19 protein-coding genes and 1 riboswitch are annotated in these 19,586 nt (G+C 68.6%); of the genes, 6 read left to right on the top strand and 13 right to left on the bottom strand.

Going from position 1 to position 19,586, the window contains the following annotated elements; translation table 11 throughout:
- Positions 1 to 3 precede the first annotated feature (3 nt).
- A complete protein-coding gene (locus EV643_RS23860; protein ID WP_133802363.1) occupies positions 4 to 963 on the bottom strand; it encodes a DUF3800 domain-containing protein in 960 nt (319 codons plus the stop codon).
- Between the two features lie 353 nt (positions 964 to 1,316).
- On the opposite strand from EV643_RS23860, the gene EV643_RS23855 reads away from it, so the two are divergent.
- On the top strand, positions 1,317 to 1,859 hold the full coding sequence (locus tag EV643_RS23855; RefSeq protein WP_133802362.1) for a dihydrofolate reductase family protein: 543 nt from the start codon (positions 1,317 to 1,319) through the stop codon (positions 1,857 to 1,859).
- Here the strand turns inward: EV643_RS23855 and EV643_RS23850 are convergent.
- The 3 genes from EV643_RS23850 to EV643_RS23840 form a co-directional block, all read right to left on the bottom strand.
- Positions 1,856 to 2,146 (bottom strand): YciI family protein, encoded by a 291-nt coding sequence (locus EV643_RS23850; RefSeq protein ID WP_133802361.1) that lies wholly within the window; start codon positions 2,144 to 2,146, stop codon positions 1,856 to 1,858. The genes EV643_RS23855 and EV643_RS23850 overlap by 4 nt on opposite strands.
- Before the next feature lie 62 nt (positions 2,147 to 2,208).
- Entirely contained in the window at positions 2,209 to 2,982 is a 774-nt protein-coding gene (locus EV643_RS23845) for a class I SAM-dependent methyltransferase (RefSeq protein WP_133802360.1), read from the bottom strand.
- A 19-nt stretch (positions 2,983 to 3,001) separates the two neighbouring features.
- The gene (locus EV643_RS23840) at positions 3,002 to 3,934 is read right to left on the bottom strand and encodes an SDR family oxidoreductase (RefSeq protein WP_133802359.1); all 933 of its coding nucleotides are present in this window, start codon (positions 3,932 to 3,934) and stop codon (positions 3,002 to 3,004) included.
- A 103-nt stretch (positions 3,935 to 4,037) separates the two neighbouring features.
- Here EV643_RS23840 and EV643_RS23835 point away from each other — a divergent pair, with 103 nt between their 5' ends.
- Entirely contained in the window at positions 4,038 to 4,721 is a 684-nt protein-coding gene (locus tag EV643_RS23835) for a TetR/AcrR family transcriptional regulator (RefSeq protein WP_133802358.1), read from the top strand.
- Here the strand turns inward: EV643_RS23835 and EV643_RS23830 are convergent.
- The 6 genes from EV643_RS23830 to pdxR form a co-directional block, all read right to left on the bottom strand.
- A complete protein-coding gene (locus EV643_RS23830) occupies positions 4,703 to 5,179 on the bottom strand; it encodes a GNAT family N-acetyltransferase (protein ID WP_133802357.1) in 477 nt (158 codons plus the stop codon). The genes EV643_RS23835 and EV643_RS23830 overlap by 19 nt on opposite strands.
- Positions 5,180 to 5,183: 4 nt before the next feature.
- Complete coding sequence (gene sigJ, locus EV643_RS23825; RefSeq protein ID WP_133802356.1) at positions 5,184 to 6,050, bottom strand: RNA polymerase sigma factor SigJ; 867 nt, start codon at positions 6,048 to 6,050, stop codon at positions 5,184 to 5,186.
- A 64-nt stretch (positions 6,051 to 6,114) separates the two neighbouring features.
- On the bottom strand, positions 6,115 to 9,717 hold the full coding sequence (gene metH / locus EV643_RS23820; RefSeq protein ID WP_166665551.1) for a methionine synthase: 3,603 nt from the start codon (positions 9,715 to 9,717) through the stop codon (positions 6,115 to 6,117).
- Between the two features lie 19 nt (positions 9,718 to 9,736).
- Positions 9,737 to 9,818, bottom strand: a riboswitch (S-adenosyl-L-homocysteine riboswitch).
- Between the two features lie 149 nt (positions 9,819 to 9,967).
- The gene (locus tag EV643_RS23815; protein WP_133802354.1) at positions 9,968 to 11,389 is read right to left on the bottom strand and encodes a S1C family serine protease; all 1,422 of its coding nucleotides are present in this window, start codon (positions 11,387 to 11,389) and stop codon (positions 9,968 to 9,970) included.
- Positions 11,390 to 11,921: 532 nt separating this feature from the next.
- Positions 11,922 to 12,056: an alpha/beta fold hydrolase gene (locus EV643_RS46520; RefSeq protein ID WP_255513034.1), complete on the bottom strand. Its 135-nt coding sequence runs from the start codon at positions 12,054 to 12,056 to the stop codon at positions 11,922 to 11,924.
- A gap of 54 nt (positions 12,057 to 12,110) precedes the next feature.
- Complete coding sequence (gene pdxR, locus EV643_RS23805; protein WP_133802353.1) at positions 12,111 to 13,529, bottom strand: MocR-like pyridoxine biosynthesis transcription factor PdxR; 1,419 nt, start codon at positions 13,527 to 13,529, stop codon at positions 12,111 to 12,113.
- A 68-nt stretch (positions 13,530 to 13,597) separates the two neighbouring features.
- On the opposite strand from pdxR, the gene EV643_RS23800 reads away from it, so the two are divergent.
- The 3 genes from EV643_RS23800 to EV643_RS23790 are packed head-to-tail and all read left to right on the top strand — an operon-like array spanning position 13,598 to position 16,031.
- Positions 13,598 to 14,869, top strand: a complete 1,272-nt coding sequence (locus EV643_RS23800) for an FAD-binding oxidoreductase (RefSeq protein WP_238165751.1) — start codon at positions 13,598 to 13,600, stop codon at positions 14,867 to 14,869.
- A gap of 10 nt (positions 14,870 to 14,879) precedes the next feature.
- Positions 14,880 to 15,353: a DUF6153 family protein gene (locus tag EV643_RS23795; protein WP_133802351.1), complete on the top strand. Its 474-nt coding sequence runs from the start codon at positions 14,880 to 14,882 to the stop codon at positions 15,351 to 15,353.
- A 51-nt stretch (positions 15,354 to 15,404) separates the two neighbouring features.
- Positions 15,405 to 16,031 (top strand): DUF305 domain-containing protein, encoded by a 627-nt coding sequence (locus EV643_RS23790; protein WP_133802350.1) that lies wholly within the window; start codon positions 15,405 to 15,407, stop codon positions 16,029 to 16,031.
- Between the two features lie 53 nt (positions 16,032 to 16,084).
- Here EV643_RS23790 and EV643_RS23785 read toward each other — a convergent pair whose 3' ends face one another.
- The gene (locus EV643_RS23785) at positions 16,085 to 16,561 is read right to left on the bottom strand and encodes a GNAT family N-acetyltransferase (protein ID WP_133802349.1); all 477 of its coding nucleotides are present in this window, start codon (positions 16,559 to 16,561) and stop codon (positions 16,085 to 16,087) included.
- Between the two features lie 13 nt (positions 16,562 to 16,574).
- Positions 16,575 to 17,960 carry an MFS transporter gene (locus EV643_RS23780; RefSeq protein ID WP_133802348.1) on the bottom strand — a complete coding sequence of 462 codons (1,386 nt, stop codon included), beginning with the start codon at positions 17,958 to 17,960 and terminating at the stop codon, positions 16,575 to 16,577.
- 89 nt (positions 17,961 to 18,049) lie between these two features.
- Between EV643_RS23780 and EV643_RS23775 the strand changes: the two genes are divergently transcribed.
- Positions 18,050 to 18,667 (top strand): TetR/AcrR family transcriptional regulator, encoded by a 618-nt coding sequence (locus tag EV643_RS23775; RefSeq protein WP_133802347.1) that lies wholly within the window; start codon positions 18,050 to 18,052, stop codon positions 18,665 to 18,667.
- Here EV643_RS23775 and EV643_RS23770 read toward each other — a convergent pair.
- Positions 18,609 to 19,586, bottom strand: a complete 978-nt coding sequence (locus EV643_RS23770; RefSeq protein ID WP_133802346.1) for a helix-turn-helix transcriptional regulator — start codon at positions 19,584 to 19,586, stop codon at positions 18,609 to 18,611. The genes EV643_RS23775 and EV643_RS23770 overlap by 59 nt on opposite strands.

The following is a 19,586-nucleotide window of genomic DNA, read 5'->3' as shown; positions in this document are numbered from 1 at the left end:
CCGTCAACGGTTCGTCACCGTCGGGAACGGCCAGAGCGGGGTGGGGATGACGTACGGGGTCAGCAGGCCGATGAGCTCATCGGCAGCGGGAGTGATGGCGAGGCGGCGGGCGGTACCGGCCAGGAGGTCGGCGAGTTGGACGCGGGGGTCGGTGCGGGAGTCGACCCTGACGACCGCTTGCAGGGCGATGCACTGATGGGTGTTGAGGACCTGCTGGATGCGGGCGATGCGGTGCCGGGTGAGCGCGCTCTGTTCGTCGTGGACGAGGACGACCGACTGGCCGTTGCTGGTCCAGTGGAGGGTGGTCTCGACGAGAGCCGGCAGCAGCGGTTCGAGGGCGGGCGGGACGGGTGCGCGGTCGTCGAGCAGTTCGGTGAGGACGGCCTCCACCTGCGGGCGGGCACGGCGGAACGGGTCCAGGTCGACGGCATCGGATCGGAGGCCTTCGAGTGTCCGGAAGAACCGGTCGACAGCGGGACGGTTGATGATCCGATGGCGCTTGGTCCGCATCATGCTCGCGAAGACCTTCAGGAAGTCCACCCATCGATCGGCCCCGAACTCGACCGGCCCCTGGAGATGCAGGTGTAGCGCGGTCTGGTGGAGTGCGCGATCGAGGCTCGTCCCCGCGGCGTACGAGGGTTCGCCGAGCAGGTAGTCGACCAGGCGCGACACGACGAAGAACGTCTTGTCGGTGAGATGAACGGTTGCCCGGCCGTGCAGTGGACCGCCGGGCTCCAGCAACCACTCCAGCACCGGGCGCTGGATTCGGCGGAGCAGCTGGTTCGCCTTGTACTCCCTCGGCGAGTACCGGAATCTCGCCCGGATCGCCTGCACCACGCGGGTGGCTTCGGCGGTGTCGAGGTGGACGGCGGCATGGGTGATGACGGGATCGCGGGGATCCAGCAGATTGCTGCCCGAGAACCCTGATTCGTCGCAGGCGACCTCGAGTGGGTCTGACCGCATGGGATGTCGCTCCTTGGAGGAGGGTGCACGCTTGACGGCCCGGCGTCGGAACCCCGGGCTGGCGCTACCGGCCTGAACGGCGGCAGCGGGTGATCACACGGAAACCGCGTGGATCAGAAAGCGGCACCCTTGTCAGCGGACATGCACCCATGATCAAGCACCCCACCCGCCCCTGCCACCGGTTTCTTCCCGTACAAATCGACATGAGGTAGTCGTCCAGGACCGACAACCTCACGCTGACGGCGGCGCGGCCGGACCCCGACAGGGCGACTACCTCATGTCGATATGTACGCCGATGAGTTCTCCAGCCCTCACTCGTCTCAACTGGAACGCAACCAATGGAGGTGTGGACCATGGCGAAGGTGTTGTACACGGCGTCGATGTCGCTGGACGGATTCATCGCGGGCCCCGGCGGCGACATGTCCTGGCTGGCGGAGTACTTCAGCCCCAACCCGATCATCGCCGACCTGATCGACGGCATCGGCGCGCTGCTGGTCGGCAAGAAGACTTACACCGGTGACGACCCGAACAAGGGCCGCGAAGGCGAGGGCAAGGCATTCGGCGGCGGCTGGGACGGCCCGCAGTACATCGTCACCCACCACGTCCCGGCCGATCAGGAGCCAAACCTCTTCTTCGTCACCGACCTGGCGGACGGCCTGGCGCAAGCGAAAGAGGCCGCCGGCGACAAGTACGTCAACGTCCTCGGCGCCAACCTCGCCCACCAACTCCTCGAATCCGGCGACGTGGACGAGATCCTCGTCAGCATCGCCCCGGTCCTGCTCGGCGACGGCACCCCACTCTTCCGCCAACCAGGCGGCCGCAACGTCAAACTCGAACGAACCCACGACAGCACCGCCCCACTCGCAAACAACCTCTGGTTCAAGGTGAAGTACTAGTAGTCGGCGGCGGACTGTTGCATGATCGGGCGGATTTCGACGGCTAGGGCCTCTGATTCGGGGAGTAGGTGGGCCAGGTGGGTGGCGCGGTCGAGGGTGTCTACGTCGATCAGGTAGTAGGCGCGGATCGGGTTCGCGGGGCCGGTGCCGATCACCAGGCCGGTCGACGGATCGGCCAGTAGGTGGCCGGTGATCAGTTCGCCGGATTCGTCGGCGACCTTGCGGAATCGGTCGTGATCCGGTGCGCACAACTCGGCATCGCCCTGCAGGATCAGCAGATACTTCATGGTCGGCTCCCGTCTCGGCTTCACTGAGAAGACGTCGCCGACCACGCGGTTTTGACATCTGCTCAGTTGCCGCGAACCGCCCACGCGCGGGCGGTCAGCGGGATCGTCCCGTCGGCCTCGATCGGAAGGCGTTCCCGTACGGCGTCCCGCAAGCGCGCCCGGACCTCGTCGGTCAGCGTGCTCACGTACGCCGGTGCCGCTCCCTGACCGCCGAGGAACGGGGACCAGTAGTCGTCGAAATCCCGGAACACGGTCGGTACGACGATCTCGCGGCTGGTGACCCCGTCGAACCCGGCGGCCGCGAACATCTCCTCCAACGCATCCGGCCGGCAGAACGGGAAGCGATCTCCCTCGTGCAGGTGCCGGTGCTCCGGATCGACCTCGGCCGCCACGTCCCAGAAGTACTTCATCAACTGCATGCCGTCCGCGTAGTCCCAGACATAAGCGGCCACCACTCCCCCGACCTCACGCATCCGGCGGAGCGCCCGGTCCCGGTCGGGGACGAAGTTCAGCACGAGCCCGGAGACCACCACGTCGAAGCTCTCGTCCACCAGCTCTTCGGCGTTCCCGACCACGAACCGGGCCACGCCATCCGCGCGCTCAGCCAGCTTCGACCGGGCGTAGCCGAGAAAGTCCGCCGACGGATCGAGCGCCAGTAGTCCGGAGGGAGTCGCGGCCGCGAGGATCGTGGAGCTCAGTGCTCCCGTCCCACACCCCACGTCCAGCCAGCGCAACCCGGCCGGCTGATCCAGCCAGTTCACGAACTCGGCCGCGACCAGCCGGCTCCAGCGTCCGACGTACGGCTCGTACTGTTCCCCGCTCGACCATCGCTCCACGCCCGAAGGATAGGGAACTTCAGCCCGCCGAGACAGGGATGGTGACCCCGGTGAGGCGTTCGGCCGCCTGCCAGAGGCGAGCGTTTTCGCGCGGATCGAGGGCCCGACTGGTCGGCTTGACGACCTTGGTGGGGCCGGACATTCCGAATGCGCCCCTCGGTCCGTAGTACACGCCGGCGAAGGCATCAGGGCTGGCCGCGGCGTGCAGGAGCGGCTCGGATCCCTGCTCTACACCCTGACTCGGTAGCGGGTTGTAGCGGTAGAGGACCGAGTGGTACCAGGGCAGCTTGTCGCGTCCGAGGCTGGCGCCCGCGGTCTGCAGGTTGGTGTGGGTGAAGCCGGGGTGGGCACCGGTGCTGAGCAGGTTCCAGCCGCGCTCGGCCGCGACCGCCGCGAGTTGCTGGCTGAACATCAGGTCGGCCAGCTTCGACTGCGCGTACGTCGGCATCGCGCGGTACCGGGTCCGCTCCCACTGCAGGTCGTCGAAGTTGATCCTGCCGACGTTCGCCGCACCGCTGCTCATCGTCGCCACCCGCGGCGCGGGCGCGGCCAGCAGCAACGGCAGCAGCCGGAGGGTGAGCGCGAACGGGCCGAGGAAGTTGCTGCCGAACTGCAGCTCGAACCCGTCCTTGGTCGTCATCCGGGTTGGCGGCATCATCACGCCGGCGTTGTTGATCAGCAGGTCGAGCGACGACTCGTCGGCGATCAGGCCGGTCGCGAACTCCTCGACCGAGGCCAGGTCCGCCAGGTCGACCCGCCGTACTTCGAGCTGGGCGGCCGGGTGCTCGGCCAGGATCTCCACCCGCGCGGCCTCGCCTTTGGCCGGCGTACGGACGGCCATGATCACCCGGGCGCCGGCCGCGGCCAGGCGTTTGGCGGTCTCCTTGCCGGTACCACTGTTGGAGCCGGTCACAACGGCGAGCTTGCCGGTCTGGTCAGGGACGACATACATGGTGTGCTCCTGGGATTAAAAGACTGTTGGTCTGTTACGTCGCCCAAGCTAACAGACCGTCGGTCTGCTCGCAATAGACCGGCGGTCTGTAAGATGTGTGACCATGACGACTTTCCAGCGGGCCCGCAGCGATGAGCAGCGGGCCGAGCGGCGGCGGGTGATCCTGGCGACGGCGGCGGCGATGCTGGCCGAGATGCCGGTCGCGCAGCTGACCCTGAACGAGCTGAGCCGCCGGGTCGGGCTGGCGAAGTCGAACGTGCTGAAGTACTTCGAGTCCCGCGAGGCCGTGCTGCTGGAGCTGACCAACCGCGAACTGGCCGCCTGGATCGAGGACCTCGACCAAGCTCTGGCCGCCACGGACCCGAAGTCGCCGGCCGGCGAGCGGGCCGACCTGCTGGCGGACGCGGTGGTCAGCACGATGGCGGCGCGGCCGATGTTCTGCGAGCTGATCAGCACACAGGCGGCCGTGCTCGAGCACAACGTCTCGACCGACGTCGCGGTCGGGTTCAAGCGTGCGGCACTGGTGAACTATCACGGCTTGGTCGCGTCGGTACTGCGCGCCCTGCCGGAGTTGGGCGATGAGGGAGCCGCCCGCTTCATCGCGGCCGCGAGCATGCTGGCCGGCGCGATCTGGACCCACTCGCGACCGTCGGCGGCGATCCTTGCGGCCTACGAAGCCGCCCCGGAGCTCTCGACCCTCCGGATGGACTTCGAACCGGCCCTGCGAACCGCCGTCGACAGCCTCCTCTTCGGCCTACTCCCCCGCGATCAGACCGGCTTGACGTAGCGGTGGCATGGGACCGCGAGGGTGCCGGTCTCCACCGAAGCGGGGTAGTCGAACGGGCCTTCGTCGATCCAGCCGCTGCGTTCGTAGAAGCGGCGGGCTCGGGCGTTGCCGGTAGCGACCGCGAGCCAGGCCGCGTCGTACCCGGCCGCCTCGACCTGGCGTTCCGCTTCGCCGATCAGGATCCCGGCCACACCCGAACCGCGATGCTCGCCGGACACGTACACCTGCTCGACCTCGTCATTCACCACCATCACAAACCCAGCCACCTCATCACCCACGACCGCCACAGTCGTGTCGCCGATCCGTTGCGGGGCCCGCTCCCAGAACGACTCCTTGGTCCGAATCGCAACCAGTTCGTCCGGGACGTTGCCGAGATGCCCATCCCCCCACCCGGCGTACCAGATGGCAGCAACGGCCTCGGCGTCAGCGTCTTCGGCCGGGCGCAGCATGATCGTCATCCGGTCACTTTAGATCCACCCGGGCGAGCTTGTCGGGGTTGGTGACCGCGTAGATGCCGGTGACCTGGTCGCCGGCGAGGTCCAGGACGATCACCGCGAACGGGGTGTCGCCGGACAGCAGCAGTGCGGACGGATCGCCGTTGACCGTGCGGTACTGGACGTTCAGCGCAGGGATCGGCCGGCGGTCGGCGTCGCCGATGATAAGGCGGGCGATCTTGTCCCGGCCCTGGACGGGATTCAGGCCTGCCGCGCGAGCCTTGCCGCCGCCGTCCGCCCACATCGTGACGTCCGGGGCGAGCACTTCCATCAGCGCGTTGAGGTCGCCGCCGACGACGGCCGAGATGAACCGCTCGGTCACCTGCTGCCGGACCTGCGGATCGGCCTGGAACCTCGGTCGCCGGGCCTGCACATGTTCGCGCGCTCGATGGGCATGCTGGCGGACCGCGGCCGGGCTGCGGTCGAGAATCTCGGCGATCTCGGTGTGCGCGTAGCCGAACACTTCGTGCAGCACGAACACCGCCCGCTCCAACGGCGTCAGCGTCTCCAGTACGACGAGCAACGCCAGCGACACCGCCTCGGCTCGCTCAACCGGATCACCAGAGGCCTCCACCACCGGCTCGGGCAACCACGGCCCGTAGTACTCCTCTTTGCGCTTGTTGATACTCGTCCGCCGGGCCAGGGCGGCGTTGACAGCAATACGAACCAGGTACGCCCGCGGGTTCTCGATCCCGGTCCGGCCGGACCAGGCCAACCACGTCTCCTGCAGCACGTCCTCGGTGTCGGCGACACTCCCGAGCATGCTGTAGACGATCGAGAACAGCAGTTCCCGGTGCTCCACGAACACCTCGGTGTCACGCGGGACGTCGGTCATCCTTCAGATCCTTCCCTCGACAGTTCCGGATCCTGAGAGGGCCGCCGTCCCGCGGATGTGACATCTACTCCGGGTCGTACGCCAGGTTCGGACGCAGCCAGCGCTCGACCTCGGCCACCGAGAGACCGCGGCGGTGGGCGTAATCCTCGGTCTGGTCCTTGCCGATCCGGCCGACGCTGAAGTACTTCGCGTCGGGGCTGGCGAAGATCAGGCCGCTGACCGCCGCGGCCGGGGTCATCGCGTACGACTCGGTCAGGCCGAGGCCGATCTTGTCCGCCTCGAGCAGCGCGAAAAGGTCCTTCTTCTCGCTGTGATCCGGGCTGGCCGGGTAGCCCAGCGCAGGCCGGATACCGCGGAACCGCTCGGCATGCAGATCCGCCAGCACCGGCTCCACGTCCGGCTCGAACCAAGCCTTGCGGGCCTCCAGGTGGATCCACTCGGCGAACGCCTCCGCCAGCCGGTCCGCCAGCGCCTTGACCATGATCGCCCGGTAGTCGTCGTTCTTCGCCTCGTACTGCGCGGCGAGCTCCTCCGCACCGTGGATCGCCACGCCGAAGCCGCCCAGGTGATCGCCGGACGGCGCGATGTAGTCGGCCAGGCAACGGTTGTGCCGGCCTTCGGGCTTCTCGGTCTGCTGCCGCAGCATCGGGAACGACACGTCGGTCCCGTCGAGCAGGATGTCGTCGCCCTCGCTGTGCGCCGGCCAGAACGCGTAGACACCCTCGGCGGTGAAGGACCCGTCCGCGATGATCTGGTCGAGCAACGTGTTCGCGTCGTCGAACAGCTCGCGGGCGACCGGCTGATCCAGGATCGCCGGGTACTTGCCCTTCAGCTCCCAGGCCAGGAACAGGAACTGCCAGTCGATCATCGCCCGCAGCGTCTCGATACTCGGCGACTCCCGGCGGAGCCCGGAGAAGGCCGGCACCGGCAGTTCGTCGTACGCGACCGGCTCGCGGTTCGCGCGGGCCTTCGAGATCGGCAGCAACGGGCTGCGCTGCTTGTTCGCATGCTGCTCGCGGAGCCGTTCCTGGTCGGCCTTGTTGCTGACGGCAAGCGCTTCGGAGCGGTCGGCGTCCAGCAGATCGGAGACCACCCCGACCACCCGCGACGCGTCGAGCACGTGCACGGTGGTGTTCTCGTACGCCGGTGCGATCCGGACCGCCGTGTGCTGCTTGGAGGTGGTCGCGCCACCGATCAGCAACGGCAGCTTGAGCCCACGGCGCTGCATCTCGTCGGCCACCGCGACCATCTCGTCCAGCGACGGCGTGATCAGGCCGGACAGGCCGACCGCGTCGGCGCCCTCGGAGACGGCGGTGTCCAGGATCTTGCCGGCGGGCACCATCACACCGAGGTCGATCACCTCGTAGTTGTTGCAGCCGAGCACCACGCCGACGATGTTCTTGCCGATGTCGTGCACGTCGCCCTTGACCGTGGCCAGCACGACCTTGCCCTGGCCGCGGACGGCCTCGGCGCGGCCCTCCAGCCGGGCCTGCTCCTTCTCCGCCTCCATGAACGGCTCCAGGTAGGCGACCGAGCGCTTCATCACCCGGGCGCTCTTGACCACCTGCGGCAGGAACATCTTGCCGGCGCCGAACAGGTCGCCGACCACCTTCATGCCGTCCATCAGCGGACCCTCGATCACCTCCAGCGGCCGGGGCAGCTGCTGCCGGGCCTCCTCGGTGTCGTCCTCGATGAAGTCGACGATGCCGTGCACCAGCGCGTACGACAGCCGCTCCTGGACCGTGCCCTCGCGCCAGGTCAGGTCGACCTCGCGCTTGGTGCCCTTGCCCTTGACGTTCTCGGCGAAGGCGACCAGCCGGTCGGTCGCGTCGTCGCGGCGGTCGAAGATGACGTCCTCGACAAGCTCCAGCAGGTCCTTCGGGATGTCCTCGTAGACCGCCAGTTGACCGGCGTTCACGATGCCCATGTCCAGGCCGACCTTGCCGGCGTGGTACAGGAACGCGGAGTGCATCGCCTCGCGGACGATGTCGTTGCCGCGGAACGAGAACGACAGGTTCGAGATGCCGCCGCTGATGTGCACGCCCGGGCAGCGCTGCTTGATCAGCGGCAGCGCGTCGATGAAGTTCTTGGCGTAGCCGTTGTGCTCGGACATGCCGGTCGCGACCGCGAGCACGTTCGGGTCGAAGATGATGTCCTCGGGTGGGAAGCCGATCCCGGTGAGCAGGTCGTAGGCGCGGCCGCAGATCGCCACCTTGCGCTCGACGGTGTCGGCCTGGCCCTGCTCGTCGAAGGCCATCACCACCGCGCCGGCGCCGTAGTCGCGGATCCGCCGGGCCCGGTCGAGGAACTCCTCCTCGCCCTCCTTCAGGCTGATCGAGTTGACCACGCCCTTGCCCTGTACGCACTTCAGCCCGGCCTCGAGCACCGACCACTTCGAGCTGTCGATCATGATCGGGATCCGGGCCACCTCGGGCTCGGTGGCGATCAGGTTCAGGAATGTGGTCATCGCCTGCTCGCTGTCGAGCAGGTCGGCATCCATGTTCACGTCCAGCAGGTTCGCGCCGCCGCGGACCTGCTCCAGCGCCACGTCGACCGCGGCCTGGTGGTTGTCGGACTCGATCAGCCGGCGGAACTTGGCCGATCCGGTCACGTTGGTCCGCTCGCCGATCATCACGAACCCGGTGTCCGGGCCGATCTTGAACGGCTCCAGCCCGCTGAACCGGGTGGTGTCCGAGGCGGGCGCGACCGAGCGCGGTTTCACGCCCTGTACGGCCTTGGCGATCGCCGCGATGTGGGCCGGTGTCGTACCGCAGCAGCCGCCGACGATGTTGACCAGGCCCGAACCGGCGAACTCGCCGATCATCCCGGCGGTCTCGTCCGGCGTCTCGTCGTACCCGCCGAAGGCGTTCGGCAGACCCGCGTTCGGGTGGGTGGCGACGTAGGTGTCGGCGAACCGGGCGAGATCGGCGACGTGCGGCCGGATCTCCCGCCCACCGAGCGAGCAGTTCACCCCGACCACCAGCGGGTCGGCGTGCTCGATCGAACTCCAGAACGCCTCGACCGTCTGGCCCGACAGGGTCCGGCCGCTCAGGTCGACGATCGTCACCGAGATCCACAGCGGCAGTTGCGGCGCCACCTCGCGGGCGGCGGCGATCGCGGCCTTCGCGTTCAGCGTGTCGAAGATGGTCTCCACCAGCAGCAGGTCGACCCCGCCGTCGGCCAGCGCGGAGATCTGCTCGGCGTACGAGTCCCGCACCTGCTCGAAAGACACCGCCCGGTACGCCGGGTCCTCCACCCGCGGGGACAGCGACAGGGTGACGTTCAACGGGCCGATCGAGCCGGCCACGAACCGGCCGCCCGCCTCGTCGGCCGCCTGCCTGGCCAGCCGGGCGCCTTCGATGTTCATGTCCCGGACCAGCGACTGCAGACCGTAGTCGGCCTGGCCGATGCTGGTCGCGGTGAACGTGTTGGTGGTGGTGATGTCCGCCCCGGCCTCTAGGTACTGCCGGTGGACGTCCAGGATGACGTCCGGACGCATCAGGTTGAGCAGGTCCGGGTCGCCGGTGACATCGTGACTGTGGTCGAGGAAGCGATCGCCCTGGTAGTCGGCGGGGGTCAGCTTGGCGCCCTGGAGCATCGTGCCCCAGGCACCGTCCAGCACCACCACCCGCTGGTCGAGCAGGGTCCGCAACTCGCTCGTACTCACTACGTAGGCCTCCAGAATGAATCCGGAGGCGCCCTTGCGGTCTAGTGCGTCAGGCCGAGCGTGGCGGACCCCTCCGGCCCGTTGCAGCGCCTCTCGACCTGGGTCGTCCACTGTACCGGGTTGAGATCTGGAACACAGAATCACCGGTCAGTCGGTGAGACGGCTGGACAACGTGCGATCGGGCCCGGGCTCCTGGGGGGTGGGGAGCGCCGGGCCCGACCGGATTCGGTCCGCCGGTGAGGGGGAGGCGTCAGCGGACCGGGCCGGTGATGAGTTCGATGGTGGCGGTGTGCCGCTCGCCGCTCTGGTCGACCCAGGTGACGGAGACCTTGTCACCGGGGTGGTGCTGGTCGAGCAGGGTCGACAGCGTGTCCGGCGAGTCGACCGTCTTGCCGCCGAACTCGGTGATCACGTCGCCGGCGGACAGCCCGGCCTCGTCCGCCTTGCCGTCGGCGACCACGTCGTTGACGGCCGCGCCCTGGATGCCGGCGACGTTCGCGACCGAGATGCCGAGCATCGCGGAGGCGCCGATGTGGATGGTCGAGGAGGCGTTCCCGGCCTCGATCTGGTCGGCGATCTCCATCGCCTGGTTGATCGGCACCGCGTACCCCTGCGACTCCTGCTCCTGACCCTGACCGTTGCCTGGTCCGTTGCCGGGACCGAAGCCATCCGCGGTGAGCACAGCCGACGGGCTGCTCGCAGCCGGGCTGTACGCCGTTTGTCCAGGGCCGCTGTTGCCGTTGGTGCTGGAGCCGGCCGTGTCGACGCCGATGACCTCGCCCTCGCTGTTCACCAGCGGGCCGCCCGAGTACCCGGCGACGATGTCCGCGTTGGTCTCGATCAACCCGGTCAGGTTCTCCGGATCCGAACCGGACTCGTCCGTGGCCGTGATCGACTCGTTCAGCCCGGTCACCTGGCCGGCCGTGTAACTCGGCTCGCCACCATCGCCACCCGCGTTGCCGACACCGACGACCTGGTCCCCGAGCTTGACCTCGGACGAGTCCCCGATCTTGGCCGTCTCCAGCCCGGACGCGTCCTGCAGTTTCAGTACAGCGATGTCGTGGGACTCGTCATAGCCGACGACGCTGGCCTTGTAGACCTTGCCGGTGGCGACCGCCGTCACCGAGATCTCGGTCGCGCCCTCGATCACGTGGTGGTTGGTCAGGATCTCGCCGTCCGAGGTCAACACGATCCCGGTACCGGCGGCGCGAGCGCCTTCGTAGCCGAGCACCGTGTTCACGTCGACCAGCCCGGGCGACACCTCCGCCGCGACGGCCGACGGGTTCATCACCGCAGCCACCTGCGACGAGTTCGCCGCCCGCTGATCGATCCCCCAGGCCACCGACCCGCCCACCAACGCCAGCGCCAGCCCCACCGACCCGAGCACCAACGGCAACCGCTTCCGCCGCTTCGGCGGCTGCTGGAACGGCCCCTGCGGATACCCGCCCCAAGGCCCATACCCCGGCTGCCCATACTGCTGAGGACCCGGTTGCCCGTACTGCTGGGGACCCGGCTGCCCATACTGCTGAGGGCCCGGCTGTCCATACTGCTGCGGCCCCGGCTGCCCATACTGCTCGGGACCTGGTTGCCCGTACTGCGGCTGGCCGCCCGACTGGCCGCCCGCAGGTCCGTAGTACGGCTGGTCGCCCTGTTGTCCTGTTGGCTCGTTCATCGTCCCGGTGCCTCCTCAGCCCGTCTCACGAACGAGTAGACCTCGCCAGTCTGAGAACTCCATCGAGCCAACAGAGGAATCAGCTGAGAATCCGACGTGTCCCAGCCCACACCCCACCCGCCCCCAGCCAATTCTCAGCCCACCCCCAGCCGATCCTCAGCAAACCAGATGCCCCCAGCAACCAACGCCAACACCGCTCACGGTTCATCCTCGGGTTCGGGGTGGGTTTTTGCGCGTCTGAGGCAAGGAAGCCTCCCCGGTCGCCGCGAAAAACCTCCCCGGTCCAGCGCTGCCGACGTTCGAGGAGGTGGCGATCGCCGTACCCGGTCCCGGGTCGAGTCGATCTAGTGGTGCGTGCGACGGGACGACCGGGCTCAACCGCTTCGCCGCGGGCCCGAGCCGGGGACCTTGACCAACATCGCGGGACCGTGAACAACATCGCGGGACCGTGAACAACGCACACCTTGTCCGAGCTCCCGACAACTTGGTCACGGTCCCCAGACACGCCCACCGAGGTCGGGTTCGCAGCCGGTCACTGCTCCAGAGACGCGTGCTCCGCAAGGAATCCGTCGATCAACGTGTTCACCTCGGCCTGGCATTCCAGGGCGGCCAGGTGGGCGGCTCCGTCCAGTACGACGAAGCGGGAGCCGGGGATCGCGTCGGCCATCACGCGGGTCTCGTCGACCGGGAAGGTCGCGTCCTCGGCACCGGCGACCAGCTCCTAATCAGTAGAGCGCAGTGACGCGACGGTCTCGGCGAGCAGCTCGATGCCTTCGACAACGGCTTTCTCGGTCAGCCCGCCGTAGCCGAAGACGAGCCCCTCCGGACCCGCATTCTCCACCCAATAGGGCCGCAGCCCATAGATCCCCAGCCCACGTTCACGCGCGGCCTGCGTCACTGCTGCCTCGGACAGGTTCGGCGGCAGCCACGTCATCACGTGCAGGCCGGCCGAGACCCCGACCGGCCGCAACTCCGGCACGCGTTCGGCCAGCCGCGAGACCAAGGTGTCGCGCAGAACCCGGTACCGCGGCCGCATCCGCCGCAGGTGCCGATCGAACTCGCCACGCGCAACGAAGTCCGCGAACGTCAGCTGATCGAGCACCGGCGACCCACGATCGTCCGACACCTTCGCCGCCGACATCGGCCCGACCAGGTGACTCGGCAGGATCAGCCAACCCAATCGGAGCCCCGGCGCCAACGTCTTGCTCGCGGTCCCCGCGTACACGACTCGCTCGGGCGCCAGACCCTGCATCGCCCCGATCGGCTCCCGGTCGTACCGGTACTCCGCGTCGTAGTCGTCCTCGACGATCAACGCATCCCGCTCGGCCGCCCACGCCACCAACGCCGCCCGGGTCTCCGCCGACGTCACCGCCCCGGTCGGGAATTGATGCGCCGCAGTCACCAGTACTACGTCCGCTCCCGACCGCGCGAGGGCGTCCACGTCGACCCCGGACTCCAGCACCGGTACGCCGACGACGTCGAGGCCGGCCGCGATCGCGACGTCCCGGAGCTCGTTGTCGGACGGGTCCTCCACCGCGAGCCGACGGAATCCTGTTGCCGCCAGCACCTGCAACAGCAACCGCGATCCCTGCGCGAAACCGTTGCAGATCAGCATGTTCTCGGGCGTCGCGCAGGTCCCGCGGACCCGGTTCAGGTAATCGGCCAGCGCGATCCGCAGCTCGTCCGCGCCACGCCCGTCGAGATAGGCGAAGCTCAGATGCGGGGTCTCGTTCAGCACCTTCCGGATCGACCGCAACCAGGCCGCGCGCGGGAACTGCGACACATCCGGCCGGCTGTACTTGAAGTCGATCCGCGGCGGCGCGGCCTGCGCCGTAGTACCCAGGGACTCCGCTGGGCGGGCCGCGGCCGGCGCGACCTGGGTGTATCCGCCCGTGCGGCTGACCAGATACCCCTCGGCGACCAGTTGTTGATAGGCCTCCACCACCACACCCCGCGACAACCCGAGGTCGGCCGCGAGCGCCCGGGTGGATGGCAGGACCACGTCCGCCCGGAGCAGCCCCTGCCGGATCCGGTCCCGGATCCCGCCCTCCAGTTGCTGGTGCAGCGGCACCGAACCGTCCCGGCGGAGCTCGACGAGCAGCTCACCACCGGCGACGGAATTGGTCCTCTCACGGCCCACGGAACTGGACCTTACCGGCGTACCGCTTCCTTGTCAGGCTGATGGGGACGACGAGAAGGGACACTCCCATGGACCTCATCCACCCCGGTCAGCCCGGATACGACGAAGCCCGGACGGTCTGGAACGCGATGATCGACCGCCGCCCGGCCATGATCGCCCGCTGCCATTCGACCGCGGACGTGTCCGAAGCCGTCCGCTACGCCCGCGCCAACGACCTCGAGATCGGGGTCAAGTGCGGCGGTCACAACATCGCCGGGCTCGCCGTTCCCGATGGCGGCCTGATGATCGATCTGGCTCCGATGAACGCGGTCGAGGTCGACCCCGAGCGGCGGCTGGCCCAGGTCGCGGGCGGCGCGCTCCTCGGCGAACTGGACCGCGCCGCGCAGAAGTACGGTCTCGCCACGACCGCCGGAAACGTGTCCCACACCGGCGTCGGCGGGCTCACCCTCGGCGGCGGAATGGGCTGGCTCGCGCGCCAGTACGGACTCGCCTGCGACAACGTCACGCAGTACGAGCTGGTCACGGCCGACGGCGACGTCGTACGGGCGAGCGCGGACGAGAACCCCGAGCTCTTCTGGGGACTGCGTGGTGGCGGCGGCAACTTCGGCATCGTCACCGAGTTCGTCTTCCGGCTGCACCACATCGGCACTCGCACCCTCGTCACCGAGTTCACCTATCCGACGGATCAGGCCTTCGCCGTACTGCGGGGTTGGCGCGACCTCAACGCGTCGGCTCCCCGGCAGGCGACGTTCACCGTGAGCCTGTCGGACCAGGGCTTCAGCGTCGGCTTCGTCTGGATCGGCGACCCCACCGACGCAACGCCGCTCGTGGACGCCTTCCGCGCCCTCGGCCAAGTAGTTGCCGCGAGCATCGAAGAGCTGCCCTACCTCACTTTGCAGAGCCGCGACGACAGCATCCAGGGCCATCGGTACCGCCGCTACTGGAAGGGCCACTACTTCAAGGCCCTTACCGACGACGCGATCCGCGCCCTCCTCCAGCGTCCCTCCGGCATGGCGGCCAGCCTCCAGGCCTACGGCGGCGCGATCACCGACGTCGCCGAAGAGGACGCCGCCTTCAGCCACCGGGACACCCTGTTCGAGTTCGTCACCGCCACCAGGTGGGAGGACCCGGCCGACGACGAGAGCCGGATCACCGCGATCCGCGGCTACGCGGCCGGCCTGGACCCGTACGCGGGCGGCGCCTACGTCAACACCCTCAACGGCGAGACCGTCAACCGCGCCTACTCCCCCGCCAAACTCACCCGCCTGACCGCCCTCAAAACCACCTACGACCCCACGAATGTCTTCCACCTGAACCAGAACATCCGCCCTGCTGGTTAAATTTGGAGCAATGAACGTCCAGGTCGGGGGCATGCTGCGGTCCGGGGTCACCCGGGCCGTCGCTGTGCTGGGCGTGATCGCCGGCGTCTTCGCGATGCACGCCCTGACCGGAAACCACGACGCGGCAATGGCCGCCGAGCACCTGAACGTCGCGCCCCGAGCGATGGTGCTCCCGGCCGGCCACCAGCAAATGGACCATGCCGGTCCCGCCCAGACGAGGACCCTCGCGCCCACCAACGAGAAGCCGGCCGGCGAGGAGCATCCGGCGTTCGCGCCGCTTGGTGGGCACCACTCGATGGGTGGCGTGTGTCTTGCGGTGCTGACCGGGTTGGTGTTGTTGCTGGCGCTCGCGCTGGCCCTGCGCAGCTTGTCGGCATGGCGTTCGGTGCGGCTCTTCGCCTTGGCGGAGCCGCCGGTGCTGACCGGGCGGTCGCCGCCCTGGCTTGTCCCATCGCTGTCCAAGTTGTGTGTGCTGCGGATCTAGGCCGACCGCCTGGTTCCCGATCAAACACACACTCACGAAGGATCTTCAGCGATGAAACACGTTCGAATCACCCTTGGCGGTACGGCACTCGTCGTCGCCGCGACCCTCGTCCTGGCCGGCTGCGGTGACGATTCCGACTCCGGCACGATGCCCGGGATGAACCACGCGACCACCCCGACCGCAGCGCCCAGCAGCGCCGCGGGCGAGTTCAACGATGCCGATGTCACCTTTGCGACACAGATGATCCCGCATCACCAGCAGGCGGTGCAGATGTCCGACATGGCGATCAGGAAGGCGACCACAGCCGACGTCAAGCGGCTCGCGACCGCGATCAAGGCCGCTCAGAACCCGGAGGTCAAGCTGCTGTCGGGTTGGCTCACCACCTGGGGCAAACCCGTACCCGCCCCCGAGCACGGCGGCCACGGCATGTCCGAGATGCCCGGCATGATGACCGAGGACGAGATGTCCGACCTGGGCAACTCCAGCGGCGCGATGTTCGACCGGATGTGGACCCAGCTGATGATCAAGCACCACACGGGTGCGGTCACGATGGCGAAAACGGAGCAGCAGGCCGGCAGGGACACCGCAGCGGTCGCGCTGGCGAAGAAGGTCGAGACCGATCAGACCAAGGAGATCGCGACCATGAAGCGACTGCTGGGACAGTTACCCGTCAGCTGATCGCGCACGCAAGGGCGGCGCGTACCAGCTGTTCTGGTGCGCGCCGCCGTTGCTCAGTCGGCAAGGGAGTTCGAGTACGTCGCCGGATCCCAGGCGGCGACCACCTTCGGCTTCAGTTTGGCGCCGAGGCGGGCGTAGAAGCGCTGGCCGGCTACGTTCTCGGGTCGCATGCCCCAGGTGATGGTGAGTTGTTGCGGCAGGGCGAGGCGGGCGAGTTCGAGCATCAGGGTGCGACCGACGCCGCCGTCCCGGAACTGCTCCCGGACGTACAGATCGTCGAGCGCGAGGATGTCCCCGCCGGTCCAGAAGTGCGGTCGACGGTACGCCGAGACGTACCCGGCCGCCTGTTCTCCGCTCTCGGCGATCAGGACGATCACGTCCTCGTTGGTGAGCAACTCACGCCACTTGTCCTCCGGGATGGTCACGTACTGCCCCTCGTCCTGGTAGTCGGCGAGCTCGCGAATCATCGTCACGAGGAGGGCGGCATCGGCTGGGCCGGCGCGGCGGATGCCGATGGACTGTGCAGTCATATCTGTCTCCGATTCAGTGGGTCTGGTGAGCCGGTTTCGCGGCCGGTACGACGACCAGCGCCAGTACTGCGGCAACCGCGGCCGTGATCGCGGCGAAGGTGAATCCACGGGTGAACCCAGTGCCGCTGGTCCCGGCGATACTGGCCGCCGCGATGCTGGACACGATCGCGGCGCCGAGCGCGGCACCGAACTCGTGGAACGTGCTCAGGATCCCCGAAGCCAGCCCGGCCTCCCGATAGTCGATCTGCGCCAGGGCCGTCGTGGACGACGCGACGAAGGCCGCACCGATACCGACGGCACCGATGCTGATTCCGGTGACGACCAGGACCGGACCGTCCCAGATCGCCGCGATCGCGGTGCCGAGTGCCGCGATCAGCATGCCGATCACCGCGACCGGACGGGCGCCGAATCGTCCGACGACCTGCCCGGACACCTGTGCCCCGACGATCGTGGCGACCGCGACCGGGAGGAAGAGCAGGCCGGTCCGCAGCGCGCCGTATCCCTGCCGGTGCTGGAAGTAGAACGTGCCGAGGAAGAACACCGAGATCATCAGCGCGGTCGCGATCAGAATCAGGAACGTCCCGGATGCCACGGGCCGGCGTACCAGGATCCGCAGGTCCATCAACGGTGACCGGACGACGCGCTGCAGCGAGGCGAACGCGGCGTACAGGACGACCGCACCCGCCAGCAGGCCCAGCGTCGCGGCCGAGAGCCAGCCCTGGTCGCCGGCGTTGATCAGCGCGTAGATCGCCGTACCGGTGCCGGCCGTGACGAGCACAGCACCCGGTACGTCCAGACGCGCGCGGCTCTCCACCGGACGATCGACTGGAAGCATCCGGCTCAGCACCACCAGCACGATGATGCCGATCGGGACGTTCACGTAGAAGACCCACTGCCAGCCCGGTCCCGCGGTCAGCAGACCGCCGAGGAGTACGCCGATCGCGGCGCCGCCACCACCGAGGGCGGACCAGATGCCGAGCGCCTTGTTCAGCTCCTCCCCCGTGAAGATCTTGGTGACCACGGACAACGCGGCGGGCGACAGGATCGCGGCGCCGACGCCCTGGGCGATCCGGCCGGCGATCAGCAACTCCGCGCCGCTGGACAACCCGGTCGCCAGGGAGGCGGCGGTGAACACCAGCAGCCCGACGAGGACGACGCGGCGGGAGCCGAACAGGTCCGCGGCCCGGCCGCCGAGCAGCATCAGGCCGCCGAACATCAGCGTGTAGGCGCTGACCACCCAGGTCAGGGTGTCCCGGGCCAGACCGAGGTCCGCGCCGATGTTCGGGAGCGCGATCGCCACCACCGTGACGTCGAGGATGAGCATGAACTGCGCGACTCCGAGCAGTCCGAGTAGTCGCCAGCGACGTGGGTCCGCGGCGGTTTCAGACGATCCTGACATGACAGCCAACTCCTAAATTGAACACTGCTGTACGAGTTATATCGGGTAGGCTAACTCGTACACCAGTGTTCGACAAGAGGAGGGGTCGGGTGCCGCAGACACAGCCCAAACGGGCCGATGCGCAGCGGAGCATCGCGGCGATCCTGGAAGCCGCGACCGAGAGCCTGAGCCGCAATCCGGACGCCAGCGTCAGCGAGATCGCCAAGGCGGCGGGCGTCGGCCGGGTCACCCTCTACGGCCACTTCCCGAACCGGGCCGACCTGGTCGACGCGGCGCTCGCGCACGCCATCGAGAATGGGCACGCGGCCCTGGACGCGGTCGACCTGTCCGGCGATCCGCGGCAGGCGCTGGCCCGGCTGATCGACTCCAGCTGGCATCTGGTCGACCGATTCCGGTCCTTGTTGCAGGCCGCCCAGAGCGTGCTGCCGCCGGGCCGGATCCGCGCGCTGCACGCCGGGCCGGCCGAGCGCGTCCAGGGCCTGATCGAACGCGGTCAGGCCGAAGGCGTGTTCCGCAGCGACCTGCCGGTCTCCTGGCTGGTCGGCAGCATGCACAGCGTGATGCACAGCGCCGCCGACGAGATCAACGCCGGCCGGGTCGCCACCGGGGAGGCGGCGGACTTCATCACCGCGACCGTGCTGGCCGCCTTCACTCCGCCTGGTCGGCCGGTCCCGGCCCTGACCGAGCTCCGTCAGTCGCAGCCGTGAGCCGCCGAGTCAGGTTGCGCAGGTGATCGACCAGCTCCGGCGGCGACTCGACCGAGAAGCCGAAGCCGAGCAACCCGACGTACAGGGCGAGTTCGTCGAGTGAGTTCGAGCCGGTGCTGAGGATGCAGGTGGAGTCGTCGACGGCCTCGATCGTGCCGATCGTGCTGGAGATCTTGTCTGCGACCGCTTCCGCCGCGGCAGCGATCCGGATGCGCGCCTGGTAGCGGTACCCCCCGGACGCGACGCCGCCCATGGTCCGATCGAGCTCCGGTACGTCGCGCGGCTGGAACCGCGGCCCGGTCGGGATCCGCGGGGTCAGCCGATCAAGGCGGAACGTGCGCCAGTCGTCCCGATCGAGATCCCACGCGACGAGATACCACCGGCGCCCGGTGTGCAGCAGCCGATGCGGCTCGGTCGTGCGGACCCCCGCTGTACCGTCGTGACTCTGATAGTCGAACCGCAGCCGCTGCTGATCGCGGCACGCCGAGGCGACCGCCAGCAGTACGTCAGGTTCGACGGTCGCGCTCGTCGACGGGGTCACGGCGACCGACTGGAGCAGCTTGACCCGATACCGCAGCCGCGACGGCAGGACCTGTTCGAGCTTGGTCAACGCCCGCATGGACGACTCCTCGATCCCGGTCACGTTGCCGGTCGCGGCTGCCCGCAGGCCGATCGCGACGGCGACCGCCTCCTCGTCGTCCAGCAGCAACGGCGGCAAGGCAGCACCCGCGCCGAGCCGATAGCCGGCGACCCCCGCGACCGCTTCGACGGGGTAGCCCAGGTTGCGGAGCTTGTCGACGTCCCGCCGTACCGTCCGTACGCCGACGCCGACCTGTTCGGCCAGGGCGGCGCCGCTCCAGTCGCGGGGTGACTGTAGCAGCGAGAGGAGCTTGAGGAGCCGTGCGGAGGTTTCCAGCAT

Origin of the sequence: Kribbella caucasensis (assembly GCF_004361855.1) — a bacterium.
Taxonomy (GTDB): Bacteria; Actinomycetota; Actinomycetes; order Propionibacteriales; family Kribbellaceae; genus Kribbella; species Kribbella caucasensis.
The sequence above is the reverse complement of the archived record's forward strand: the minus strand, read 5'-3'. Positions and strand labels throughout refer to the sequence as shown.